This is a genomic window from Pseudomonas sp. FYR_2 (assembly GCF_043106425.1).
Classification (GTDB): domain Bacteria; phylum Pseudomonadota; class Gammaproteobacteria; order Pseudomonadales; family Pseudomonadaceae; genus Aquipseudomonas; species Aquipseudomonas monteilii.
In genome coordinates, this window is record NZ_JBICMM010000024.1 from 123699 (window position 1) to 146528 (window position 22830).

At 63.3% G+C, this 22830-nt stretch carries 18 protein-coding genes; 7 read left to right on the top strand and 11 right to left on the bottom strand.

Annotated elements, in window-relative coordinates:
• Positions 1-34 precede the first annotated feature (34 nt).
• Entirely contained in the window at positions 35-718 is a 684-nt protein-coding gene (gene lolD, locus ACF8R4_RS12505; RefSeq protein WP_171577286.1) for a lipoprotein-releasing ABC transporter ATP-binding protein LolD, read from the bottom strand.
• A gap of 7 nt (positions 719-725) precedes the next feature.
• On the bottom strand, positions 726-1976 hold the full coding sequence (locus ACF8R4_RS12510) for a lipoprotein-releasing ABC transporter permease subunit (protein ID WP_060500413.1): 1251 nt from the start codon (positions 1974-1976) through the stop codon (positions 726-728).
• Positions 1977-2069: 93 nt separating this feature from the next.
• On the opposite strand from ACF8R4_RS12510, the gene ACF8R4_RS12515 reads away from it, so the two are divergent.
• On the top strand, positions 2070-2654 hold the full coding sequence (locus ACF8R4_RS12515) for a PilZ domain-containing protein (protein ID WP_060500411.1): 585 nt from the start codon (positions 2070-2072) through the stop codon (positions 2652-2654).
• 31 nt (positions 2655-2685) lie between these two features.
• A complete protein-coding gene (locus tag ACF8R4_RS12520; RefSeq protein ID WP_392492564.1) occupies positions 2686-3402 on the top strand; it encodes a glycerophosphodiester phosphodiesterase in 717 nt (238 codons plus the stop codon).
• A 48-nt stretch (positions 3403-3450) separates the two neighbouring features.
• On the opposite strand, the gene sthA is transcribed toward ACF8R4_RS12520, so the two are convergent.
• The 3 genes from sthA to ACF8R4_RS12535 form a co-directional block, all read right to left on the bottom strand.
• Complete coding sequence (gene sthA, locus ACF8R4_RS12525) at positions 3451-4845, bottom strand: Si-specific NAD(P)(+) transhydrogenase (protein WP_060500409.1); 1395 nt, start codon at positions 4843-4845, stop codon at positions 3451-3453.
• A gap of 204 nt (positions 4846-5049) precedes the next feature.
• The gene (locus tag ACF8R4_RS12530; RefSeq protein ID WP_060500573.1) at positions 5050-6048 is read right to left on the bottom strand and encodes an FAD:protein FMN transferase; all 999 of its coding nucleotides are present in this window, start codon (positions 6046-6048) and stop codon (positions 5050-5052) included.
• Positions 6049-6398: 350 nt separating this feature from the next.
• Entirely contained in the window at positions 6399-7862 is a 1464-nt protein-coding gene (locus ACF8R4_RS12535) for a glyceraldehyde-3-phosphate dehydrogenase (RefSeq protein WP_060498880.1), read from the bottom strand.
• 167 nt (positions 7863-8029) lie between these two features.
• On the opposite strand from ACF8R4_RS12535, the gene mfd reads away from it, so the two are divergent.
• The 3 genes from mfd to ACF8R4_RS12550 are packed head-to-tail and all read left to right on the top strand — an operon-like array spanning position 8030 to position 15407.
• Positions 8030-11479 (top strand): transcription-repair coupling factor, encoded by a 3450-nt coding sequence (gene mfd, locus ACF8R4_RS12540; RefSeq protein ID WP_060498879.1) that lies wholly within the window; start codon positions 8030-8032, stop codon positions 11477-11479.
• Positions 11480-11488: 9 nt separating this feature from the next.
• Entirely contained in the window at positions 11489-12061 is a 573-nt protein-coding gene (locus ACF8R4_RS12545) for a CsiV family protein (protein WP_060498878.1), read from the top strand.
• 1 nt (position 12062) lies between these two features.
• Complete coding sequence (locus ACF8R4_RS12550) at positions 12063-15407, top strand: DEAD/DEAH box helicase (RefSeq protein WP_186723161.1); 3345 nt, start codon at positions 12063-12065, stop codon at positions 15405-15407.
• Between the two features lie 127 nt (positions 15408-15534).
• Here the strand turns inward: ACF8R4_RS12550 and nagZ are convergent, their stop codons facing one another.
• Genes nagZ through ACF8R4_RS12565 form a run of 3 tightly spaced genes read right to left on the bottom strand, consistent with a single transcriptional unit; the run spans position 15535 to position 17828 of the window.
• Positions 15535-16533, bottom strand: coding sequence for a beta-N-acetylhexosaminidase (gene nagZ / locus ACF8R4_RS12555; RefSeq protein WP_177337101.1), 999 nt, complete (start codon positions 16531-16533; stop codon positions 15535-15537).
• A 22-nt stretch (positions 16534-16555) separates the two neighbouring features.
• On the bottom strand, positions 16556-17080 hold the full coding sequence (locus ACF8R4_RS12560) for a L,D-transpeptidase (protein ID WP_060498876.1): 525 nt from the start codon (positions 17078-17080) through the stop codon (positions 16556-16558).
• A gap of 40 nt (positions 17081-17120) precedes the next feature.
• A complete protein-coding gene (locus ACF8R4_RS12565) occupies positions 17121-17828 on the bottom strand; it encodes a TetR/AcrR family transcriptional regulator (protein WP_060498875.1) in 708 nt (235 codons plus the stop codon).
• 215 nt (positions 17829-18043) lie between these two features.
• On the opposite strand from ACF8R4_RS12565, the gene lexA reads away from it, so the two are divergent.
• Positions 18044-18652, top strand: coding sequence for a transcriptional repressor LexA (lexA, locus tag ACF8R4_RS12570; protein WP_016714901.1), 609 nt, complete (start codon positions 18044-18046; stop codon positions 18650-18652).
• Positions 18653-18665: 13 nt separating this feature from the next.
• The gene (gene sulA / locus ACF8R4_RS12575) at positions 18666-19142 is read left to right on the top strand and encodes an SOS-induced cell division inhibitor SulA (RefSeq protein WP_060498874.1); all 477 of its coding nucleotides are present in this window, start codon (positions 18666-18668) and stop codon (positions 19140-19142) included.
• A 50-nt stretch (positions 19143-19192) separates the two neighbouring features.
• On the opposite strand, the gene ACF8R4_RS12580 is transcribed toward sulA, so the two are convergent.
• The 3 genes from ACF8R4_RS12580 to topA form a co-directional block, all read right to left on the bottom strand.
• Complete coding sequence (locus tag ACF8R4_RS12580; protein ID WP_003248777.1) at positions 19193-19426, bottom strand: hypothetical protein; 234 nt, start codon at positions 19424-19426, stop codon at positions 19193-19195.
• 50 nt (positions 19427-19476) lie between these two features.
• Positions 19477-19992 (bottom strand): DUF6586 family protein, encoded by a 516-nt coding sequence (locus tag ACF8R4_RS12585; RefSeq protein WP_392492568.1) that lies wholly within the window; start codon positions 19990-19992, stop codon positions 19477-19479.
• Between the two features lie 188 nt (positions 19993-20180).
• Complete coding sequence (topA, locus tag ACF8R4_RS12590) at positions 20181-22790, bottom strand: type I DNA topoisomerase (protein ID WP_060498873.1); 2610 nt, start codon at positions 22788-22790, stop codon at positions 20181-20183.
• Positions 22791-22830 lie beyond the last annotated feature (40 nt).

Sequence of the window (22830 nt, forward strand, 5' to 3'; positions counted from 1 at the left end):
AAACGGGGCGGCACCTGCCACCCCGGGCAGTCGATCAGATGGCCACCAGGTGGCCGTCGTCGAGCTTCAATACACGGTCCATCTGCCGCGCCAGGTTGAGGTCGTGGGTCACCACCAGGAACGCCGTGCGCGAAGCGCTGGACAGCTCCTGCATCAGCTCCTGAATGCCCTGGGCGGTATGGTGGTCGAGGTTGCCGGTCGGCTCGTCGAGCATCACCAGGCCAGGGCGGTTGACCAAGGCCCGGGCAATCGCCACACGCTGGCGCTCACCGCCGGACAGCTCGGCCGGCTTGTGGTTCAGGCGATGGCCCAGGCCCACGCGCTTGAGCAGCGCCTCGGCGCGCTCACGGGCCTCGGGGATGGGCGTGCGGCCGATCAGCAGCGGCATGCACACGTTCTCGATGGCGGTAAACTCTGGCAACAGGTGGTGGAACTGGTAGACAAAGCCCAGCTCACGGTTGCGCAGCAGGCCACGGGCGCGCTCGCCCAGCGCCGACAGCTCTTCGCCGGCCAGCCAGACGCTGCCCTGGGTCGGACGGTCGAGGCCGCCCAGCAGGTTGAGCAAGGTACTCTTGCCAGAGCCCGAGCTACCGACGATGGCAATGCGCTCACCGGCATGCAGCTCCAGGTTGAGCCCGGACAGCACCTGCACCGACTCCGGGCCCTCGTCGTAGGACTTGCCCAGGTTGCGGCAACTCAGAACGGCTTTATCACTCATGCGCGACTCACTCATAACGTAGCGCCTCTGCAGGCTGGGTGCGGGCCGCACGCCAGGCCGGGTACAGGGTGGCGAAGAAACTCAGGACCAGCGCCGCACCGCAGACCATGTACACGTCCTGGGCCTGGATCTGCGAGGGCAGGTAATCGATGAAGTACACGTCGGCGTTGAGGAACTTGTGCCCGATCAGTTTCTCGATGCCGGCGATCGCCGCACTCACGTTCAGCGCGGCAACAATCCCGACCACGGCGCCGATCAGGGTACCGATCACCCCGATTACCGTGCCCTGGACCATGAAGATGAGCATGATCTGTCCGGGCGTGGCGCCCAGTGTGCGCAGGATGGCAATGTCACCACGCTTGTCGTTCACCACCATCACCAGCGTGGAAATGATGTTGAACGCCGCCACCGCCACGATCAGCAGCAACAGCAGGCCGATCATGGCCTTTTCCATGCGGATGGCCTGGTACAGGTTGCCGTGGGTACGGGTCCAGTCGCGGCTGTAGTACTCCTGGTCACCCAGCTGCTGGGCAATGCTCCAGGCCACCCGCGGCGCCTGGAACAGGTCGTCGAATTTCAGGCGCAGGCCCTGTACCTGGTCGGGCTTCCAGCGGTGCAAGCGGGACAGGTCGCTGATGTTGGTCAGGCCCAGATAGCCGTCGATCTCGCCCGCACCCACATGAAAGGTGCCCACCACGGTGAAGCGTTTCATGCGCGGGAACATGCCGGCCGGTGTCACGCTGACTTCCGGGGCGACGAAGGTGAGTTTGTCGCCAATGGCCACACCCAGCTTGGCCGCAGCCTTGTCGCCGATCATGATGCCCCACTCGCCCGGCGCCAGCTGGTCGAGGCGGCCTTGCAAAATGAAGTTGTCGATAATCGACACCTCGCGCTCGCGGGCCGGGTCGATGCCGTTGAGCAGCACCTTCTGCACCTTGCCGTCATGGGTCAGCAGGCCCTGCATCTGGGTGAAGGGCGCTACCGCCACCACCTGCGGATTCTGCTTTACTTGTTGGGCAAGGGCAGGCCAGTCGGTAATGGGCTGGCCGCTCTCCAGCGTGGCATGCGGGACCATGCCGAGCACGCGGGTGCGCATCTCGTGGTCGAAACCGTTCATCACCGACAGCACCACGATCATCACCACCACGCCCAGGGCGAGGCCGATCATCGAGGTCAGGGAAATGAACGAGACGAAGTGATTACGGCGTTTGGCACGGGTATAACGCGTACCGATGAATGCGAAAAGAGGTCTGAACATGTCGGGGCTTGTTCGGATGAAAGGGAACGTCCTTGTGGCGAGGCGCCTACGGCGGCTTTACACTCGGACCACCGCCGCTACCTTGGGTTCGCCATGACGACATTAGACGAAGAAGATCGCCGCGAATACTACCGCATCGAAGATCGGATCGCACTTCAAATAAGCCCCCTCAGCGCGGCCGAAGCCCTCGACCCAGATGTGTTGCAAGATGATTCCCCGCTGTTCAACCTGCTCAGCGAACTGCATCTGTCCGACTTCGAGTCGCAGCACCTGCTGCGCCAGCTGAGTGACAAGGACCGCACCCTCGCTGCCTTTCTGCGGGCGCAGAACAAGCGCCTCGACTTGCTTAGCGCGGTGGTTGCGCAAACCCTGCTTGGCGAAGTCGGCCAGCCGCTGCCGGTGGTCATCTCCGAAGGCGGTATCGAATTCGTCCAGGCCACGCAGATTGAACCCGGCACCCGGGTAAAAGTGAAAATGGTGCTGATGCCGCGTGCCCATGGCCTGCTGCTGCGCGGCAAGGTCACCCATTGCGACCCGCGCCCGGAGGGCGGCTTCGAGGTCGGCACCGAGTTTACCGACATGACCGACGCCCAGCGTCAACTGCTGGCCCGCTACATCCTGCAGCGCCAGCAACAACAACGGCGCCAGCAGCTGGAACAGAACGACCCCGCCTCCTGAGCCCATTTCCCCCTGATTTGAAGGAACGAACGTGACCCTGATCTACGGCCATCGCGGCGCCAAGGGCGAAGCACCCGAGAACACCCTGACCAGCTTTCGCCAGTGCCTGTCCCACGGCGTCACCCGCTGCGAGCTGGACCTGCACCTGTCGGCCGACAACGAGCTGATGGTGATCCACGACCCTACCCTCAAGCGCACCACCGGCAAACGCGGCAAGGTGGTCGAGCACCCGGCCGCCGAACTGGTGAAAATCGACGCACGTAAAGGCGGCCCGGGCCATGTGCAGCCCTGCCCTATTCCAAAACTGGAAGAACTGTTCGAGAAGTGCCCGTTCGAGCACTGGCAGCTGGAAGTCAAGAGCGCTTCGCGCACCCGCGCCGCCACCACCGTACTGGCGATCCGCGAACTGGCCCAGCAATACGGCCTGCTGGACAAGGTCACCATCACCTCCAGCTCACGCGAAGTATTGGGCGCAGCCCAGGAACTGGTGCCGGACGTGAAACGCGGGCTGGTAGCCGAATACGCCTGGCTCGACCCGTTGAAGGTGGCGCAGAACTACGGCTGCGAGATGCTGGCCCTGAACTGGACACTGTGCACCCCCGAGCGCCTGCTCAAAGCACAGGGCCAGGGCTTGCACGTGTCGGTGTGGACGGTCAACGAACCGGCACTGATGCGCCGGCTCGCTGACTTTGGCGTGGACAGCCTGATTACAGACTTTCCCGGTTTGGCCAAGACCACCCTCGGGTAGGGTTGAAATCGGTCTCTCCGACCGGCTCAGGCCACCGGTCGGAGCCGCTCAAAAAAGCCGGTTCAGGCCGTCGTAAGCAGCTACCCGGTAGGCTTCGGCCATGGTCGGGTAGTTGAACGTGGTGTTGACGAAGTACTTCAGGTTGTTGTGCTCACCCGGCTGGTTCATGATCGCCTGGCCGATGTGGACAATTTCCGAAGCCTGGTAACCGAAGCAGTGCACGCCGAGGATTTCCAGGGTTTCGCGGTGGAACAGGATCTTCAGCATGCCCTGCGGCTCGCCGGCGATCTGCGCACGCGCCATGCCCTTGAAGAAGGCCTTGCCCACTTCGTACGGCACCTTGGCCTGGGTCAGCTCCTGCTCGTTCTTGCCGATCGAGCTGATCTCCGGAATGGTGTAGATGCCGGTCGGCACGTCATTGACGAAGCGCCAGCTGCCATTGTCGACGATGCTGCCAGCCGCCGAACGGCCCTGGTCATGAGCCGCACTGGCCAGGCTTGGCCAGCCGATCACGTCACCTGCACCGTAGATGTTCGGCACGCTGGTGCGGTAGGCCTCGTCGACCTCGATCTGGCCACGGCTGTTTACCTTGATACCGATGTTTTCCAGGCCCAGCTTGTCGGTGTTGCCGGTACGGCCGTTGCACCACAGCAAGGCGTCGGCCTTGATCTTCTTGCCCGACTTCAGGTGCAGGACCACGCCGTTGTCCAGGCCTTCGACGCGCTCATACTCTTCGTTGTGGCGCACGGTGATGTTGTTGTTGCTGAAGTGGTAGCTCAGCGCCTGGGAAATTTCCGAATCCAGGAAGCTCAGCAGCTGGCCACGGTTGTCCACCAGCTCTACCAGCACGCCCAGGCCACTGAAGATCGAGGCGTATTCGCAACCGATCACGCCGGCGCCGTACACGATCAGCTTGCGCGGGGTGTGGCTGAGGCTGAGGATGGTGTCGCTGTCGTACACACGTGGGTGGTGGAAGTCGATGTCGGCCGGGCGATACGGGCGCGAGCCAGTGGCGATGATGATGTGCTTGGCGTTGAGTTTTTCCACCACGCCGTTCGGGCACACCACTTCGACGGTTTGCTCGTCGGCAAAGCTGCCGGTGCCGAAGAACACGTCAACGCGGTTACGGGCGTAGTAGCCCGTTCGCGATGCCACCTGCTTGGCAATCACCTTCTCGGCGCTTTTCAGCACGTCCGGGAACGAGAACCAGCGCGGCTCACCGATGGCACGGAACATCGGGTTGGTGTTGAACTGCATGATCTGCCGCACCGAGTGACGCAGTGCCTTGGACGGGATGGTACCCAGGTGGGTGCAGTTGCCACCGACCTGACGACGGTCATCGACCATCGCTACCTTGCGCCCTGCTTTGGCGGCGTTCATTGCCGCGCCTTCACCGGCCGGGCCGGAACCCAGCACCACTACGTCGTAGTTGTAGACAGCCATGCGTACTCCTTCAGAACTGGCCCGCAAGCCACGGTCGCTCGCGGGGCGCGATCATGCCGCCGGGGCGTCATGAGAAAATTCGGGTGCAGTCTAATCAAGCGTGAACGCCGCGCACATTAACCCTTGGTCGCGTCGTAGGCCAATTTCGCCCGCACTACATATGGTTTACCCATTCCCTGGCGGCAATCATCCCTGCCTGCGCTTTCAATCGCCTTTCACCGCCCGTTCGAATGCGGGCGTAGCTCGGGAGACGAAGCCACCCTCGGCCCGAGTCACCAATACCGCAGCCAGGCCATACGCCAGGGCAAAATCCCAGCCACGCTCAGGGCCAAGGATCAGCAGCAGCGTCGAATAACCGTCGGCCTGCAGCGCCGACGCGTGCAGCACGGTGACGGCGGCCAGGTCATGTTGCACCGGGCGCCCCAGACGGGCATCGAAGGCGTGCGAATAGCGCCGGCCATTCTGCTCGAAATAGTGCCGATAGTCACCCGAGGTTGATACTGAAAGGCCATTGACCGGGATGATCTGCCGGGCGATCTGGCGGTCTTCACGGGGCAGTTCCAGGGCGATGCGCCAAGGGCTGCCATCGGGTTTGCGGCCGACCGCCTTGAGCTCGCCAGTGGCCTCTGCGACAAAGCGGGTTACCCCCATGGCTTGCAGGCGAGCCGCAATCAGGTCGACGGCATGGCCGGCGGCAATGCTGTTGAAGTCGAGCTGCACCGGGGCATCCTTGCACAGGGCCGGGCCTTTGATGTGCAAGTGCCGATAGCCCACGCGCTGACGAGCCTGGGCCAGGGCTTGCGGGTCCGGCACCTGCTCGTGGCGGGCCTGAGGGCCAAAGCCCCACAGGTCGAGCAGGGGCTCGACGGTGAGGTCGAAGGCGCCATCGCTCTGCTCGGCCAGGTGCTGGCCAAGGTTGACCAGTTCGAGCATGTCGGGCGGCAGGGCCAGGCACTGGTTGGCGGGCAACTGGTTGAACAGGCTGACGACGGAGTCTGCGCGGTAGGTCGAATAGTGCTGGTCGATGTCGCCCAGGATGGTTTCGACCGCTGCTTGCACCTGTTCCGGCGCCGGGCCGCCGGGCTCACGGACGTACTGGATGCTGTAACTGCTGCCCATGGTCGGGCCACCCAGGCGCTCCAGGGTGGGGCCTTGGTTGCAGGCGGTGAGCAGCATGAGGATGAACAGTATGGCTTTGCGCAAAAAATCGGTTCCTGGGTGCTTGGCTTGAATTTTGTGGCGTGGCACACATCGAGCGCCGCCCGCGCGGCGCATCGCGAGCTGCGCTCGCTCCTACGTTTGTTTCTGGCCAGTAACGCCTGCGGCAGGCGCGCGCGACCGCCTCGTTTGTACGACACGATATCGAGCCATGCACCAAGGCGTTCGCGCGCAAATTCCACAGGAATAATTGGCCCGAAACAAACGTAGGAGCGAGCGCAGCTCGCGATGCGCCGCGCGGGCGGCGCTCGATCTAACAGGCGCCACACAACTTTCTCCAGGCAAAAAAAACGGGAACCCGAAGGTTCCCGTTTTTTCATTGCCTTACAAGCGCATTAGCGTGGAAACGCTGGCGGGTTCACACCGGCCATCTCTTCCATCACGCGAACCACCTGGCAGCTGTAACCGAACTCGTTGTCGTACCAGACGTACAGAACAACGCGGTTGTCGTTGGCGATGGTGGCCTCAGCGTCAACCACACCGGCGTGGCGCGAGCCGACGAAGTCGGTCGAAACCACTTCCTGCGAGCTGACGTAGTCGATCTGCTTGTGCAGCTCTGAGTGCATGGCGGTCTGGCGCAGGTACTCGTTGATCTCGTCGCGGCTGGTGGCCTTTTCCAGGTTCAGGTTCAGGATGGCCATCGAAACGTTCGGCGTCGGTACGCGAATGGCGTTGCCGGTCAGCTTGCCCTTCAGCACTGGCAGTGCCTTGGCGGCAGCGGTGGCGGCGCCGGTTTCGGTGATGACCATGTTCAGCGGCGCGGCACGGCCACGACGGCTGCCCTTGTGGAAGTTGTCGATCAGGTTCTGGTCGTTGGTGAACGAGTGAACGGTTTCGACGTGGCCGTTGACGATGCCGTACTGGTCGTTGATGGCCTTGAGCACCGGCACGATGGCGTTGGTGGTGCAGGAAGCTGCCGAGATGATCTTGTCATCGGCGGCGATGTCACCGTGGTTGATGCCGTGCACGATGTTCTTCAGCGCGCCCTTGCCAGGTGCGGTGAGGATCACGCGGGCAGCGCCCGGGCAGGCCAGGTGCTGGCCCAGGCCGTCAGCGTCACGCCATACGCCGGTGTTGTCGACGATCAGCGCGTTGTCGATGCCGTACTGGGTGTAGTCGACTTCGCTCGGGCTCTTGGCGTAGATAACCTGGATCAGGTTGCCGTTGGCGGTGATGGTGTTGTTGGCTTCGTCGATGGTGATAGTGCCATCGAACGGGCCGTGAACCGAGTCACGACGCAACAGGCTGGCACGCTTGACCAGATCGTTTTCGGCGCCTTTGCGCACGACGATGGCACGCAGGCGCAGGCCGTCGCCACCACCGGTCTTCTCGATCAGGATGCGCGCCAGCAGGCGGCCGATGCGGCCGAAGCCGTAGAGGACAACGTCGGTGCCTTTACGGGCCGAAGCGTTCTGCTGGCCAACCACCTCAGCCAGCTCTTCACGGACGAACTGCTCGGCAGTGCGGCCATTGCCTTCCTGCTTGAACTTGTTGGCCAGCTTGCCCAGGTCGACCGAAGCGGCGCCCAGTTTCAGCTCGCTCATGGCCTTGAGCAGTGGGAATGTCTCGTGGACGGACAGTTCGGTTTCGTCGGCTTGACGATGACGCGCAAAGCGGTGCGCCTTGAGGATCGAGATAACCGAACGGTTGATCAGGCTGCGGCCATAAATCGAGCTCACCACGTTGTTGTTGCGGTAGAGCTGACCGATAAGCGGGATCATCGCTTCAGCCAGGGCTTCACGATCAATCCACTCACCAAGACACTGGTCGGGCTTCTGAGTCACGGGAACCTTCCACATGTAGGGACAGAAAAAAGGGGCTACATTATGACGCCCCAACGCGGAACCGGCAATGAGCGCCTGTCGCAGTCACGCAAGCCAGCGTTCATGCCCTTTCAAGCCTGACAGGCGGCACTGGCACCGGTACAATCGGTCTCTTTGCCGCAACGCTTGGAGTGCAATCTCCCGTGTCAGTTCTGCGCCTACCGCAAATGTCGGCCACGGCCGGCAAACAAACCTGGGGCAACCTGCCCGGTGCCGCCCTCAGCCTTGCCATCGCCGAGGCCGCCAGCAGTGCTGGCCGCTTCACCCTGCTGCTGACGGCCGACAGCCAGGCCGCCGACCGTCTAGAACAGGAGCTGCGCTTCTTTGCCCCGGACCTGCCGGTGCTGCCGTTCCCCGATTGGGAAACCCTGCCCTACGACCTGTTCTCGCCACACCAAGACATCATTTCCCAGCGCATCGCCAGCCTGTACCGCCTGCCGGAGCTGAGCCACGGCATCCTCGTGGTGCCGGTCACCACCGCCCTGCACCGCCTGGCACCCACACGCTTTCTGCTGGGCAGCAGCCTGGTGCTGGATGTGGGCCAGACCATCGACGTGGAACAGATGCGTACACGCCTGGAGGCAAGCGGCTATCGCTGCGTCGACACCGTGTACGAGCATGGTGAGTTTGCCGTGCGCGGCGCGCTCATCGACCTGTTCCCGATGGGCAGCAAACTGCCCTACCGTATCGACCTGTTCGATGACGAGATCGAGACGCTGCGCACCTTCGACCCCGAGACCCAGCGCTCGATCGACAAGGTGGATTCGGTGCGCCTGCTACCCGCGCGCGAATTCCCGATGCAGAAAGAGGAAGTGACCCGTTTCAAGGCGCGCTTCCGTGAGCGCTTCGACGTCGACTTCCGCCGCAGCGCCATCTTCCAGGACCTGGCCAGCGGCATCATCCCCGCCGGCATCGAGTACTACCTGCCGCTGTTCTTCGAAGAAACCTCGACCCTGTTCGACTACCTGCCAGCCGACACCCAGGTGTTCTCCCTGCCCGGTGTGGAACAGGCCGCCGAACATTTCTGGAACGACGTGCGCGGGCGTTATGAAGACCGTCGCGGCGACCTGAGCCGGCCACTGCTGCCACCGGCCGAGCTGTTCCTGCCGGTGGAAGACTGCTTCGCCCGGCTCAAGCAATGGCCGCGGGTGGTGGTCAGCAGCGATGACCTCGAACCGGGCGCGGGCCGCGAGCGCTTCCCGGCACGCGCCCTGCCCAACCTGGCCATCGAGGCCAAGGCCAACCAGCCGCTGGCCGAACTGGCCAACTTCCTCGACCAGTTCCCCGGCCGCGTGCTGTTCACCGCCGAATCGGCGGGCCGCCGCGAAGTGTTGCTGGAGCTGCTCGACCGGCTGAAGCTGCGCCCGCATACCGTCGACGGCTGGGACGATTTCATTACCGGCAGCGCGCGCCTGGCAATCACCATTGCCCCGCTGGACGACGGCCTGGTGCTGGACGACCCAGGCCTGGCCCTGGTGGCCGAAAGCCCGCTGTTCGGCCAGCGGGTGATGCAGCGCCGACGCCGCGACAAGCGTGGCGAAACCGCCAACGACGCCGTCATCAAGAACCTCACCGAGCTGCGCGAAGGCGCGCCAGTGGTGCACATTGACCACGGCGTGGGCCGCTACCTGGGCCTGGCCACCCTGGAAATCGACGGCCAGGCCGCCGAGTTCCTTACCCTGGAATACGCCGAGAACGCCAAGCTCTATGTGCCGGTGGCCAACCTGCACCTGATCGCCCGCTACACCGGTAGCGACGACGCGCTGGCGCCGCTGCACCGGCTGGGCTCGGAGGCCTGGCAGAAAGCCAAGCGCAAGGCCGCCGAACAAGTGCGCGACGTGGCCGCCGAGCTGCTCGACATCTATGCCCGCCGCGCTGCGCGCAAGGGTTATGCGTTTGCCGACCCGTCTGCCGACTACGCCACCTTCAGCGCTGGCTTCCCGTTCGAAGAAACCCCGGACCAGCAAGCCGCCATCGAAGCCGTGCGTGCCGACATGCTGGCACCCAAGCCGATGGACCGCCTGGTGTGCGGCGACGTCGGCTTCGGCAAAACCGAAGTGGCCATGCGCGCCGCGTTCATCGCCGTGCACAGCGGCCGCCAGGTGGCCGTGCTGGTGCCCACCACCCTGCTCGCCCAGCAGCACTACAACAGTTTCCGCGACCGCTTCGCCGACTGGCCGGTGACCGTGGAAGTGATGAGCCGCTTCAAATCCGCCAAGGAAGTGGCCGCCGCTGCCGCCGACCTGGCCGAAGGCAAGATCGACATCCTCATCGGCACCCACAAGCTGTTGCAGGACGATGTGCGCTTCAAGGACCTGGGCCTGGCCATCATCGACGAAGAACACCGTTTTGGCGTGCGCCAGAAGGAGCAACTGAAGGCCCTGCGCAGCGAGGTCGACATCCTTACCCTCACCGCGACGCCGATTCCGCGCACGCTGAACATGGCGGTAGCGGGCATGCGCGACCTGTCGATCATCGCCACGCCGCCGGCGCGCCGCCTGTCGGTGCGCACCTTCGTCATGGAACAGAACAAGAGCACGGTCAAGGAAGCGCTGTTGCGTGAACTGCTGCGCGGTGGCCAGGTGTACTACCTGCACAACGATGTGAAAACCATCGAAAAATGCGCCGCCGACCTTGCCGAACTGGTACCCGAGGCGCGCATCGGGATTGGCCACGGGCAAATGCGCGAGCGCGAGCTGGAACAGGTGATGAGTGACTTCTACCACAAGCGCTTCAACGTGCTGGTGGCCTCGACCATCATCGAAACCGGCATCGACGTGCCCAGCGCCAACACCATCGTCATCGAGCGTGCCGACAAGTTCGGCCTGGCCCAGTTGCACCAGTTGCGTGGCCGGGTCGGCCGTAGCCACCACCAGGCCTACGCCTACCTGCTCACGCCCACCCGGCAAAAAGTCAGCGCCGACGCCGAAAAACGCCTGGAGGCCATCGCCAACACCCAGGACCTGGGCGCCGGTTTCGTGCTGGCCACCAACGACCTGGAAATCCGCGGTGCGGGCGAGCTACTGGGCGAAGGTCAAAGCGGGCAGATCCAGGCGGTGGGCTTCACCCTGTACATGGAGATGCTCGAACGTGCGGTGAAGGCGATTCGCAAAGGCACCCAGCCGAACCTCGAACAGCCACTGGGCGGTGGCCCGGAGATCAACCTGCGCCTGCCGGCGCTGATCCCCGAAGACTACCTGCCCGACGTGCACGCACGGCTGATCCTGTACAAGCGCATTGCCTCGGCGGCCGACGAAGAAGGCCTCAAAGACCTGCAAGTGGAAATGATCGACCGCTTCGGCCTGCTGCCGGAGCCGACCAAAAACCTGATGCGCCTGACCTCGCTCAAGCTGCTTGCGGAAAAGCTCGGCATCAAGAAAGTCGACGCCGGCCCCAATGGCGGCAAGCTCGAGTTCGAGGCCGAAACCCCGGTCGACCCGCTGACCCTGATCAAGTTGATTCAGGGCCAGCCCAAACGCTACAAGTTCGAAGGCGCGACCCAGTTCCGCTTCCTGGTGCCGATGGAGCGCCCCGACGAACGTTTCAACACCCTGGAGGCGCTGTTCGAGCGCCTGACCCCACAGCCTGCCTAAGGAAGATCCATGCGTGCCATCCGTAGCCTGACCCTGCTGCTGGCGCTGTTTGCGCCAGCCGCCTTCGCCGAAGGCCTGTATCAGGTTGAAATGATCCTGGTGCGGCAAAACGCCGTGCCCGCCTTCACCAGCCCGTTCGCCCCGGAAAACTGGAGCGCCGGCGCCCCACGCCTGGAAAAGGACGCCGAGCGCCGCCTGGCGCTGGAAGACGAAGCCACCCGCCTGGAAGCCACTGCCGACTACACCGTGTTAATGCATAAGGCCTGGCAGCAACAGGTGGGCAGCGAGCCAAGCCGCATTGCCCTGGGCGAAGGAGCCGAGCAGTTCGGCCACTTCCCCATCGAAGGCAACCTCAGCATCGCTGAAGGCCGCTTCATCACGGTCGATGCCAATTTCTGGGTCAACCAGCTGGACGGCAACGGCAGCGTGCTGCAAAGCGAGCAGTTCAAACAAAGCAACAGCAACGTCAAGGGCGGCCAGCTGACCTTCCTCGACGGCGGCCACCTGGCCGTGCTGCTGAAGGTGACGCCGCCGGGTACGCCGAAAATGCCGGTGATGGACCCGGAAATGATGGAGCAGTGATGTGAGCGAGAGCGATGCGCAGTTCTTTGTGCGGGAGCACGACGGCTGGACGTTTGCGTTTGACCGCAAGTCTCTGCAACGCGGCCTGGATTATGCCGAGGAAGGCAGAAGCGAAATCGTATCGATCCTCGACATGACGATTCGCGCCCAGTGCGCAGGCTCCGCAGGCCGGACCTACTACCAGCGCATCACGCTGGACATGACCGAAGATGGCCTGGAGTGTGAGGGCACTTGCTCTTGCCCGGTAGGAGAAAATTGCAAGCATTGCGCAGCTGCGCTCTATTTGCTGGAGCGGGGGCCGGATTACGCCGAAGGCAGCCATGATGCCCCTCACCCACCTGTTGACGCCTCCCGGCACTCCCTGGACCTCCCACCTGAACTCGCCCATTGGGTCGAAGCTCTGGAAGCGCCAACAAAGCCTGCCGAACCTGCCAAGCGCAAAGGCCCGTCGCTCTACTACAAGGTCGTTAATGAGCGCGGCCTTTGCACGCTCAGCGTAGCCAAAGGCACCCGCGAAGCCGATGGCCAGCTGAAACTCGCCCGTGCCAGCTCGCTGCCTGAGATGCTCTACTACACGCCACGTTACGTAACGGATGAGGACCTGCGCATCCTCAGGCTGATTGACGCCCTTGGCAAAAACACCAACATGCCCATCGCAAGACTGGAAGGAAAGCAAGGCGCAGAGCTGTACGAGTTCGCATTGGCCAGTGGCCGTCTGATCTATGGCGAGCAATTGTTGCCACTCGCCCCCGGGCCGACACTGCCGGCCGAGTTTCGCTGGATGAGGCTTGAGAACGGCAGCTATCGTGGTGCGTGGCACCATGATGAGCGGTTGCATGACATGGCACTGCCGCTCGACCCGCTCTATTACATCGACACCCAGACGGGCATGACTGGCAAGCTTGCGCATGATCTTGACCCGTTCATTGCCAGCCAACTGGCAAGCGCACCTACGGTGCCCGAACACTTGATCATCCCCCTGAGCCACCGGTTGAATGCGCTGAATCGCCAGGTGCCAACGCCTACAAGCGTACGCAGTGAAGAGATCGACAGTGTTCAACCCAGGCCGCACCTGACGCTGGGCAGCCTCGAATTCAGCGCCTACATGCCCAAGACCGGCCGTATGCAGCGGCAGATGCAGCATCGGGCCGCACTGGCGTTCGACTACGACGGTTTACGCGCCAGCGGCAGCGACGAAAAACCGCTGACCCGCCTGGTCGACAACACCAGCCAGCGCATCCGCCGCCAGCCGCAGGCCGAGCAGGCGCTGCGCAAGGTGCTGCGCGACCTGGGCTTCAAGGCCGCCACCCGACAAAGCAAGGCCCTGCCTGACAGCGCCGGCGAAATGTTCCAGCTGCCAGACGACGAAGCCTGGCTGCGCTTTGCCCGCGAAGGCCTGCCACGCCTGCGCGAGGCCGGGTGGGACATCGACATCCACCGCGATTTCGCCTTCAACCTGCAAGAGGTGGACGACTGGTACGCCACCATCGACGAAGCCCCCGGCCATGAATGGTTCGACCTGGAGCTGGGTATCGTGGTCGATGGCCAGCGCCACAGCCTGCTGCCGATCGTGCTGCAACTGCTGCGCAGCAACCCGGAATTGCTGCGCCCCAGCGAACTGGCCCGGCGCAGCGACGACGAGCACCTGCTGATCGACCTCAACCGCGGCCGCCTCGATGCCTCGGCCCTGCGCGTTGCCCTGCCCTACGGCCGCCTCAAGGCAGTAATGGGCACCCTGGGCGAGCTGTACCTGCACGAAGACGTAGCCGGCCCGTCCCTGCGCCTGGACCGCGCCGATGCTGCACGCCTGAACGATATCGAAGGCCTGCCCCTGCACTGGGAAGGTGGTGCACATGTGCGGGATCTGGGCCGCCGCCTGCGCGACGCCCGCGACTTGCAGGTAGCCCCGCCGACAGGGCTGCAGGCCAGCCTGCGCCCCTACCAGCAACAGGGCCTTAACTGGCTGCAGGCACTACACGAAATGGGCACCGGCGGCATCCTGGGCGACGACATGGGCCTGGGCAAGACCCTGCAGGCCCTGGCGCACCTGCTGCTGGAAAAGCAGGCCGGGCGCCTGACCGCTCCCGCCCTGGCAGTGATGCCGACCAGCCTGGTGCCCAACTGGCTGGACGAAGCCCAGCGTTTCGCCCCCGACCTGCGCGTGCTGGCCCTGCAAGGCCCGGGGCGCAGCAAGCATTTCGCCACGCTGCACGACTACGACCTGGTGCTGACCACCTATGCCCTGGTGCCACGCGACCTCGAACACCTGCGCAGCCAACCCTGGCATGTACTGGTGCTGGACGAGGCGCAAAACATCAAGAGCAGCACCAGCAAGGCCGCACTCGCCGTCTGTGAGCTGCAGGCCAACCAGCGCCTGTGCCTGACCGGCACGCCGATGGAAAACAACCTGGGCGAGCTGTGGTCGATCTTCCACTTCCTGATGCCCGGCTGGCTGGGTGACCTGAAGCGCTTCAACCAGGACTACCGCACCCCCATCGAACGCCACGGCGACAGCGAGCGGCTGGCTCACCTGGTGACACGCATTCGCCCGTTCCTGTTGCGCCGCACCAAGGAACAGGTGGCCACCGAGCTGCCAGCCAAGACCGAGATGGTGCACTGGGTGGAGCTGAGCGACGCCCAGCGCGACACCTACGAGGCCGTGCGCGTGGCGATGGACAAGAAAGTGCGTGACGAAATCGCCCGCAATGGCGCCGCCCGCAGCCAGATCGTCATTCTCGACGCCCTGCTCAAGCTGCGCCAGGTGTGCTGCGACCTGCGCCTGGTCAAGGGTGTGGAAAGCAAGGGTAACCAGGCCGACAAGGGCAAGCTGGGTGCGCTGCTGGAAATGCTCGAAGAACTGCTCAGCGAAGGGCGCCGGGTACTGTTGTTCTCGCAGTTCACCTCGATGCTGGCATTGATCGAGCAGGAGCTGGAAAAGCGCAAGATCCGCTACAGCCTGCTGACCGGTGACACCCGCGACCGTCGCACGCCGGTGCAGCAATTCCAGCAAGGTGAAAGCGACGTGTTTCTGATCAGCCTCAAGGCGGGTGGTGTGGGGCTGAACCTGACGGCTGCGGACACGGTGATCCACTTCGACCCCTGGTGGAACCCGGCGAGTGAAAACCAGGCCACCGACCGCGCCTACCGCATTGGCCAGGACAAGCCGGTATTCGTGTTCAAGCTGATTACGCGGGGGACGGTGGAGGAGAAGATTCAGCTGTTGCAGCAGGAAAAGGCGGCGCTGGCGGCAAGCCTGCTGGATGGCGGGCAGGCCGGACAATGGCGCATGGGGGATGAGGAAATCGAGGCGCTGTTTGCGCCATTGCCAGGCAAGCGCGGGCGCTAAACCTTTCATCTTCTGTTGCCTGTACTGGCCTCTTCGCGGGCTCGCCCGCTCCCACAGGATTATCAATGCCCTCAAGGGCGATGCTGTACCTGTGGGAGCGGGCATGCCCGCGAAGAAGCCAACACGGTCAATCGATCAACTGAGCTTCCTTCAGCGCCCCCAACGCCTCCAGCCAGCGCGGCTGCTGCCGGTAGTCGGTCCGCGCAAACCCTTGCCCACGCATCCGCGCAATTCGCGGCGAGGGCTTCACCTTCATCCGTTGCGCCGCACTCAGCGCCAGCTCCGCCGCCGCCCGGTCGTTACACACCAGGCCCATGTCACAGCCGGCACTCAGCGCCGCTTCGATACGGCTGGCCGCATCACCCACCACATGCGCCCCGGCCATCGACAGGTCATCACTGAAGATCACCCCGTCAAAGCCCAGCTCGCCACGCAGGATGTCCTGCAGCCAGCGCCGCGAGAAGCCGGCCGGCTGGTTGTCGACCTGCGGGTAGATGACATGCGCCGGCATCACCGCTGCCAGTTGCCCGCTCAGGCGGGTGAACGGCACCAGGTCGGCCTGGCGCAGCTGCTCCAGGCTGCGCTCATCGGTAGGGATGGCCACATGCGAGTCGGCCTCGGCCCAGCCATGCCCCGGGAAATGCTTGCCACAGGCGGCCATGCCCGCCGCATTCATGCCGCGAATGAAGGCCCCGGCCAGTTGCGTGGCACGCAGCGGGTGACCCTCGAAGGCGCGGCTGCCAACCACGGCGCTACGCTGGTGGTCCAGGTCGAGCACCGGGGCAAAGCTCAGGTCCAGGCCAACCGCCAGCACCTCGGTCGCCATCAGCCAGCCGCATTGCTCGGCCAGGTACTCGGCATTGTCATTGTCGGCCAGCGCACGCATGGCCGGCAGGCGCACAAAGCCCTGACGCAGGCGCTGCACACGGCCACCTTCCTGGTCTACCGCCAGGATCAGGTCGGGACGAATGGCGCGGATCGACGCACACAGCTCACGCACCTGGCGCGGGCTATCGATGTTGCGGGCAAAGATGATCAGGCCAGCCACTTCGGGCTGGCGCAGCAAGTGACGGTCTTCGGCGGTCAGCCATTTACCGGCGATATCCACCATCAGAGAGCCTTGCAGGCTGACGGTCATGGGTAATCCTTCATTGAAGACTGAGAGAAGCCCACTGGGGGCAGGCGGCTTGTTCGATGCGCACCGGGCAATGGACCGGCACCCGCTCGAACAGGCTTAGCAAGTCGGTGTTACGCAGGCGTATGCAGCCATGGGACAACGCTACGCCCATGGGTTCCGTATCCGCAGTGCCGTGCAGGTAGATATAGCGGCGGAACGTGTCGACCGCACCCAGGCGGTTGACACCAGGTTCGCAGCCGCTGAGCCAGAGGATGCGGGTGAGGATCCAGTCGCGCTCCGGGTTTTGCGCGTGCAGTTCCGGCGACCACACCTCACCCGTCCAGCGCCGCCCGGCCAGTACCGCGTTCAGCGGCAGGCCTGCGCCAATCTTTGCCCGCACCTGATGCAGGCCGCGCGGCGTGCACCCCGAACCGTTACGCTCGCCGGCGCCGTTACGCGCCGTGGACACGGGCACGCGCACGCGCAACTGGCCACGGGCAAAACCGTACAGGCATTGGTCGGCAAGGGAAATGTGCAACAGATTGAGGTCGGGCATGGGCGCTAGCTTAGCCGAAGCGCCCTGCCCCGCCCAGCCTTTAGGCTTTGGCGGTGGTAGCGCTGGTCTTGGTACGCGGGCGCAGCTGGGCGCTGGCCATGGCGTCATCGGTGACACCGCTGTCGGCACGCATGCCGGCCGCCAGGAACGGCACCATCAGGCGCATCACCTGTTCGATCGAGGTATTGATGCCGAAGTCGGTCTCGGCGATCGCCCGCAGGGCCTTGATACCGGACATGCTGAAGGCCGCAGCACCGAGCATGAAGTGCACACGCCAGAACAGCTCCAGCGGTGGAATGCGTGGCGCGGCCTCGTTGACCAGCAGCATGTAGCGGCGGAATACCTTGCCATACATGTCTTCCAGATAGCGCCGCAGGTGGCCCTGACTCTGGCTGAAAGCCAGGCCCAGCAAGCGCATGAAGATCGACAGGTCATTGTTGCTGCGAGGCTGCACCGCCAGCGCCTGCTCCACCAGCATTTCCAGCAGCTCTTCAAGGCTGGGCTTTTGTTCCGGCCTGGCCTGACGCCGCTCCAGCTCACGCTCCAGGCTGGCGCAAAACGGGCCGAGGAAGCGCGAGAACACCGCCTGGATCAGCGCCTTCTTGGAGCCGAAATGATAGTTGACGGCCGCCAGGTTGACCCCGGCCTTGCTGGTAATCAGCCGCAACGAGGTTTCGGCGAACCCCCTTTCCGCGAACAACTGCTCGGCAGCATCGAGAATGCGTTCAACGGTTTCCGATTGGGCCATGACTACTCCGGGTACTCCGCCAGACAAACAGGTGTTTGAAACATACGTTTCAGCCCTGCTTCTGTCAAGGCTCGGTGACCGGGCGGTCGCCATTTAAAAGCGCCAGACGGCCGGCTGCAAGCGCCACCTCTGCTGTTTATTGCGCCTTTTGGCTTGCAGCGCATCCAGTACTGTATATAATTCCAGTCACTGTACAAAAAGACAGAGCGCTCACCATGTTGAAACTGACGCCACGCCAAGCCGAAATTCTCGCGTTCATCAAACGCTGCCTGGAAGACAACGGCTTCCCGCCGACGCGCGCCGAGATCGCTCAGGAGCTGGGCTTCAAGTCGCCCAACGCCGCCGAGGAGCACCTCAAGGCCCTCGCCCGCAAAGGCGCCATCGAGATGACCCCGGGCGCCTCACGCGGCATCCGCATTCCCGGCCTGGAAGCCAAAGCCGAAGAAAGCGGCCTGCCGATCATCGGCCGGGTTGCTGCCGGCGCGCCGATCCTTGCCGAACAGCACATCGAGCAATCCTGCAACATCAGCCCCGCCTTCTTCCACCCCCAAGCCGACTATCTGTTGCGCGTGCACGGCATGAGCATGAAAGACGTCGGCATCTTCGACGGCGACCTGCTGGCGGTACATACCTGCCGTGAAGCCCGCAACGGCCAGATCGTGGTGGCGCGCATCGGCGACGAAGTGACCGTCAAGCGCTTCAAGCGTGAAGGCAGCAAGGTATGGCTGCTTGCCGAGAACCCCGAATTCGCCCCCATCGAAGTCGACCTGAAAGAACAGGAGCTGGTGATCGAGGGCTTGAGCGTCGGCGTCATTCGCCGCTGATCCAGGAGGCGTCATGCAGCCGTTCATTCACGCACCCGAGCAAGCCCAGTTGCCCCTGTTCGAAGCATTTCTCGCCCAGCCCGTGCTACCGGGCCTGAAAGCCAGTGAACTGGCACGCAAGAGCAGCCAACCCGAGCTGTTCAGCGAACTGTCGCTGCGCGGCGCCCCTGGGCACTGCCAAAGCCTGTTGGCACCGGTACTGCGCGAGCTGAGCGAAGAGGACGAGGCCCGCTGGCTGACCCTGATCGCTCCACCCTCCAGCCTGACCCAGGCCTGGTTGCGCGATGCCGGGCTTAACCGTGAACGTATTTTGCTGCTGCAACCTCGCAGCAATCAAAGCCCGCTGCAACTAGCCTGCGAGGCCTTGCGCCTTGGCCTCAGCCACACCGTGGTGAGCTGGCTGGGTAGCGTCAATGCCACTGCACGCCAACAGTTGCTACGCGCGGCCAGTGCCGGAAATGCACAAAGCCTGAACATCCGCCTAGGCTGATGTTCAGGCTTTGCCTGTCACTTCAAAAAGCCTGACACGTTACTGCACCTTTAGTGCAGCACACGCGGCCCTTCATCACGCTCAAGCTCGCCATCCATCAGGCGACCGGCCATCTGCACGCCCACACTGAGCATGGCCTTGGCCACTTCCACATGCTGACCCTGCAGGAACACCTTGGCGTCTTCCGAGAAATCCAGGGTTACCAGAGAGCCCTCATCCTCGGCGCGACGCAGTTCGATGCGGCCATCAGGCAACTCGACAATTTCCAGAAACGACGTAGACATAAATGGCAGTTCTCCGCGAAAGGCCGCTAGTGTACCAGCCGTTGCGGCTATCAGCACTCACTCAACGCCTCGCGGAAACGTCTTACCAAGCCCTTGAGGTTGTTGCGCCAGCTTTCCAGTTCGGCACGCGACAGTGCAGGATGCTCGGGCTCATCGAGATTGACGGCCTGGATCAGGGGTTGAGTAACGTCAGTTTTCGGCGCCTTCTTCGCGACAGGTGGTCGGAACAAATCGGCATAAGCACCCAGCATTTGCGCCAGCCAGGTTTCGCGCTGACGGGCGATTTCCAGTAGCTCAGCTACTTCCGGGATGGCGATGCCATTCAGCGCGTCGTCAGCCAGTGCCTGCTCAACCGTTGCCACAACCGGCAAGCGATAGAAACCACCGATTTCATGGCACAAGCCCAGCAGCGCGCCGTACAGGTGGAACAGCGCCGATTCGCGCTCGGCCTGCACCAGGCCTTGAGCGTTCATGGCCTGGCTTTGCTCGGCCTTGGCCATGGACTCCAGAGCGAGGCCAGCGAAGAACAGTTTCTGGTTGGTGCGGGTGTAGAGTTCCTGGGCCATTTCTGTGCCCTCCCATGAGGCTGCAAGGCGAATGTCTGCATCATAAATGATTGGGGCCGCTTTGCGCCCCTTCGCGGGCAAGCCCGCCCCCACAAGTTTCGCGCAGCCCTTGAATCTGGCGCAGAACCTGTGGGAGCGGGCTTGCCCGCGAAGGGGCGCAAAGCGGCCCCAATTACAGCAGCGTCAGATCAGCGCTTGTCTTCAACCTTCCACGCATTCCCGTCGTAGAACGCCTTCCAGCCGGTCGGCTTGCCATCGACCTCGGACTGCACGTACTGCTCCTTGGTCTTGCGGCTGTAGCGGATTACCGCCGGGCGGCCTTCCGGGTCTTTCTGCGGCGCATCGCACAGGAAGTGGTACTTCGGATCGATCTCATGCTTGTGCGGCACGATCTCCAGCACCAGCGGTGCGCGGGTTTCGCGGTTCTTGGGGAACTGGCTGGCAGCCAGGAACAGCCCCGAAGCGCCGTCACGCAACACGTAGGTGTCGTCGACCTTTTCGCACTTGAGCTCCGGCATGTCCACCTTGTCCATCTTCGGTGGCGCAGCCTCGCCGCTCTTGAGCAGCTTGCGGGTGTTCTTACACGCCGGATTGGTGCAACCGAAGAACTTGCCGAAGCGGCCGGTTTTCAATTGCATCTCGCTGCCGCACTTGTCGCACTCCAGGCTCGGCCCTTCGTAACCCTTGATGCGGTAGTTGCCTTCCTCGATCTCGTAGCCGGCGCAATCCGGGTTGTTACCGCAAATGTGCAGCTTATGCTTCTCGTCCAGCAGGTAGGCGTCCATCGCCGTGGCACAGATCGGGCAGCGGTGCTTGCCCAGCAACACGCGGGATTCCGATTCGCCCTCGTCATCAGCGGCAATCTCGTCACCGGGCACCAGGTTGACGGTGGCCTTGCAGCGCTCTTTCGGCGGCAGGCTGTAACCCGAGCAACCCAGGAACACACCCGTGGAAGCAGTGCGGATCATCATCGGTCGGCCACATTCCTTACAGGCAATGTTGGTCATGGTCGGCTGGTTGGCGCGCATGCCGTTTTCGCTGGACTCGGCAGTCTGCAGTTTCTTGCTGAAGTCGCCGTAGAACTCGTCGAGCACGTTTTTCCAGTCCCGCTCACCCTGGGCCACGTCGTCGAGGTTCTCTTCCATGTCGGCGGTAAAGCCGTAGTCCATCAGGTTGGAGAAACTCTCGGACAACCGCTCCGTGACGATGTCGCCCATCTTCTCGGAATAGAAGCGACGGTTGTGCAAGGTCACATAGCCACGGTCCTGGATGGTCGAGATGATCGCCGCATAGGTCGAGGGCCGGCCAATGCCGCGCTTTTCCATTTCCTTGACCAGGCTGGCTTCGGTGAAGCGCGCCGGCGGCTTGGTGAAGTGCTGGCTCGGGTCGATCTGGATCAGCTTCAGCGCTTCGCCCTGGACCATTTCTGGCAGCACGTCGTCTTCGCCCGGCTTGCTCTGCTGTGGCAGCACGCGGGTGTAACCGTCGAACTTGAGAATACGGCCCTTGGCACGCAGCTCGAAGTCGCCAGCCGCCACGGTGACGCTGGTGGACAGGTACTGCGCCGGCGGCATCTGGCAGGCCAGGAACTGGCGCCAGATCAGCTCGTACAGGCGCTCGGCGTCACGCTCCATGCCACTGAGCTTGGTCGGGTGGGTATTCACGTCAGAAGGACGAATCGCTTCGTGCGCTTCCTGAGCACCTTCCTTGCTGCCGTATACCAGCGGTGCTTCCGGCAGGTACTGCTTGCCGAACTCGCGCTCGATGTAGCTGCGCGCCATGTCCAGGGCATCGGCCGACAGGTTGGTCGAGTCGGTACGCATATACGTGATGTAGCCGGCTTCGTACAAACGCTGGGCCATCATCATGGTTTTCTTCACCCCGAAGCCCAGGCGGTTACTGGCCGCCTGCTGCAGGGTGGAAGTAATGAACGGCGCCGATGGCTTGCTGCTGGTCGGGCGGTCTTCACGCTTGACCACGCTGTAGCTGGAAGCCTTGAGCTTCTCCAGCGCCGCCATGGCCTGGGCTTCGTTCAGCGGTTTGAACGCCTCACCCTTCTCGCGCGCCACCTCGAAGCGCACCTTGGCGTTTTTGGCAGTGCCCAGGTCGGCGTGGATCTCCCAGTACTCTTCCGGGATGAACGCGCGGATTTCGCGCTCGCGCTCCACCACCAGCTTTACCGCCACCGACTGCACGCGGCCGGCAGACAGGCCACGGGCAATCTTGGCCCACAGCAGCGGCGACACCATGTAACCGACCACACGGTCGAGGAAACGGCGCGCCTGCTGGGCGTTGACCCGGTCGATATCCAGCTCGCCTGGCTGCGAGAAGGCCTCCTGGATGGCCTTCTTGGTAATTTCGTTGAACACCACGCGCTTATAGCGGGTGTCGTCACCACCGATGGCTTCGCGCAGGTGCCAGGCAATGGCTTCCCCTTCGCGGTCCAAGTCGGTTGCGAGATAGATGGTGTCGGCATCCTTGGCCAGGCGGCGCAGCTCTTCGATCACCTTTTCCTTGCCAGGCAGGATCTCGTACTTGGCCTTCCAGCCATGGTCAGGGTCGACACCCATACGTGCCACCAGCTGGCGACGGGCCTTTTCCTTTGGCGAAAGGGCCGGAGCCTCACCCGCGGCCTTGCCACGCTTGGCGGCTGGCTCTTTGCTCGCGCTGGCCGAACCGCTGGTGGGGAGGTCTCGGATATGGCCGATACTCGACTTCACCACGTACTGGTTGCCCAGGTACTTGTTGATGGTCTTGGCCTTGGCCGGGGATTCCACAATGACCAGCGATTTGCCCATGGATCGGAGTATTCCTGAATCTGAAGATGAAAAACGCGTC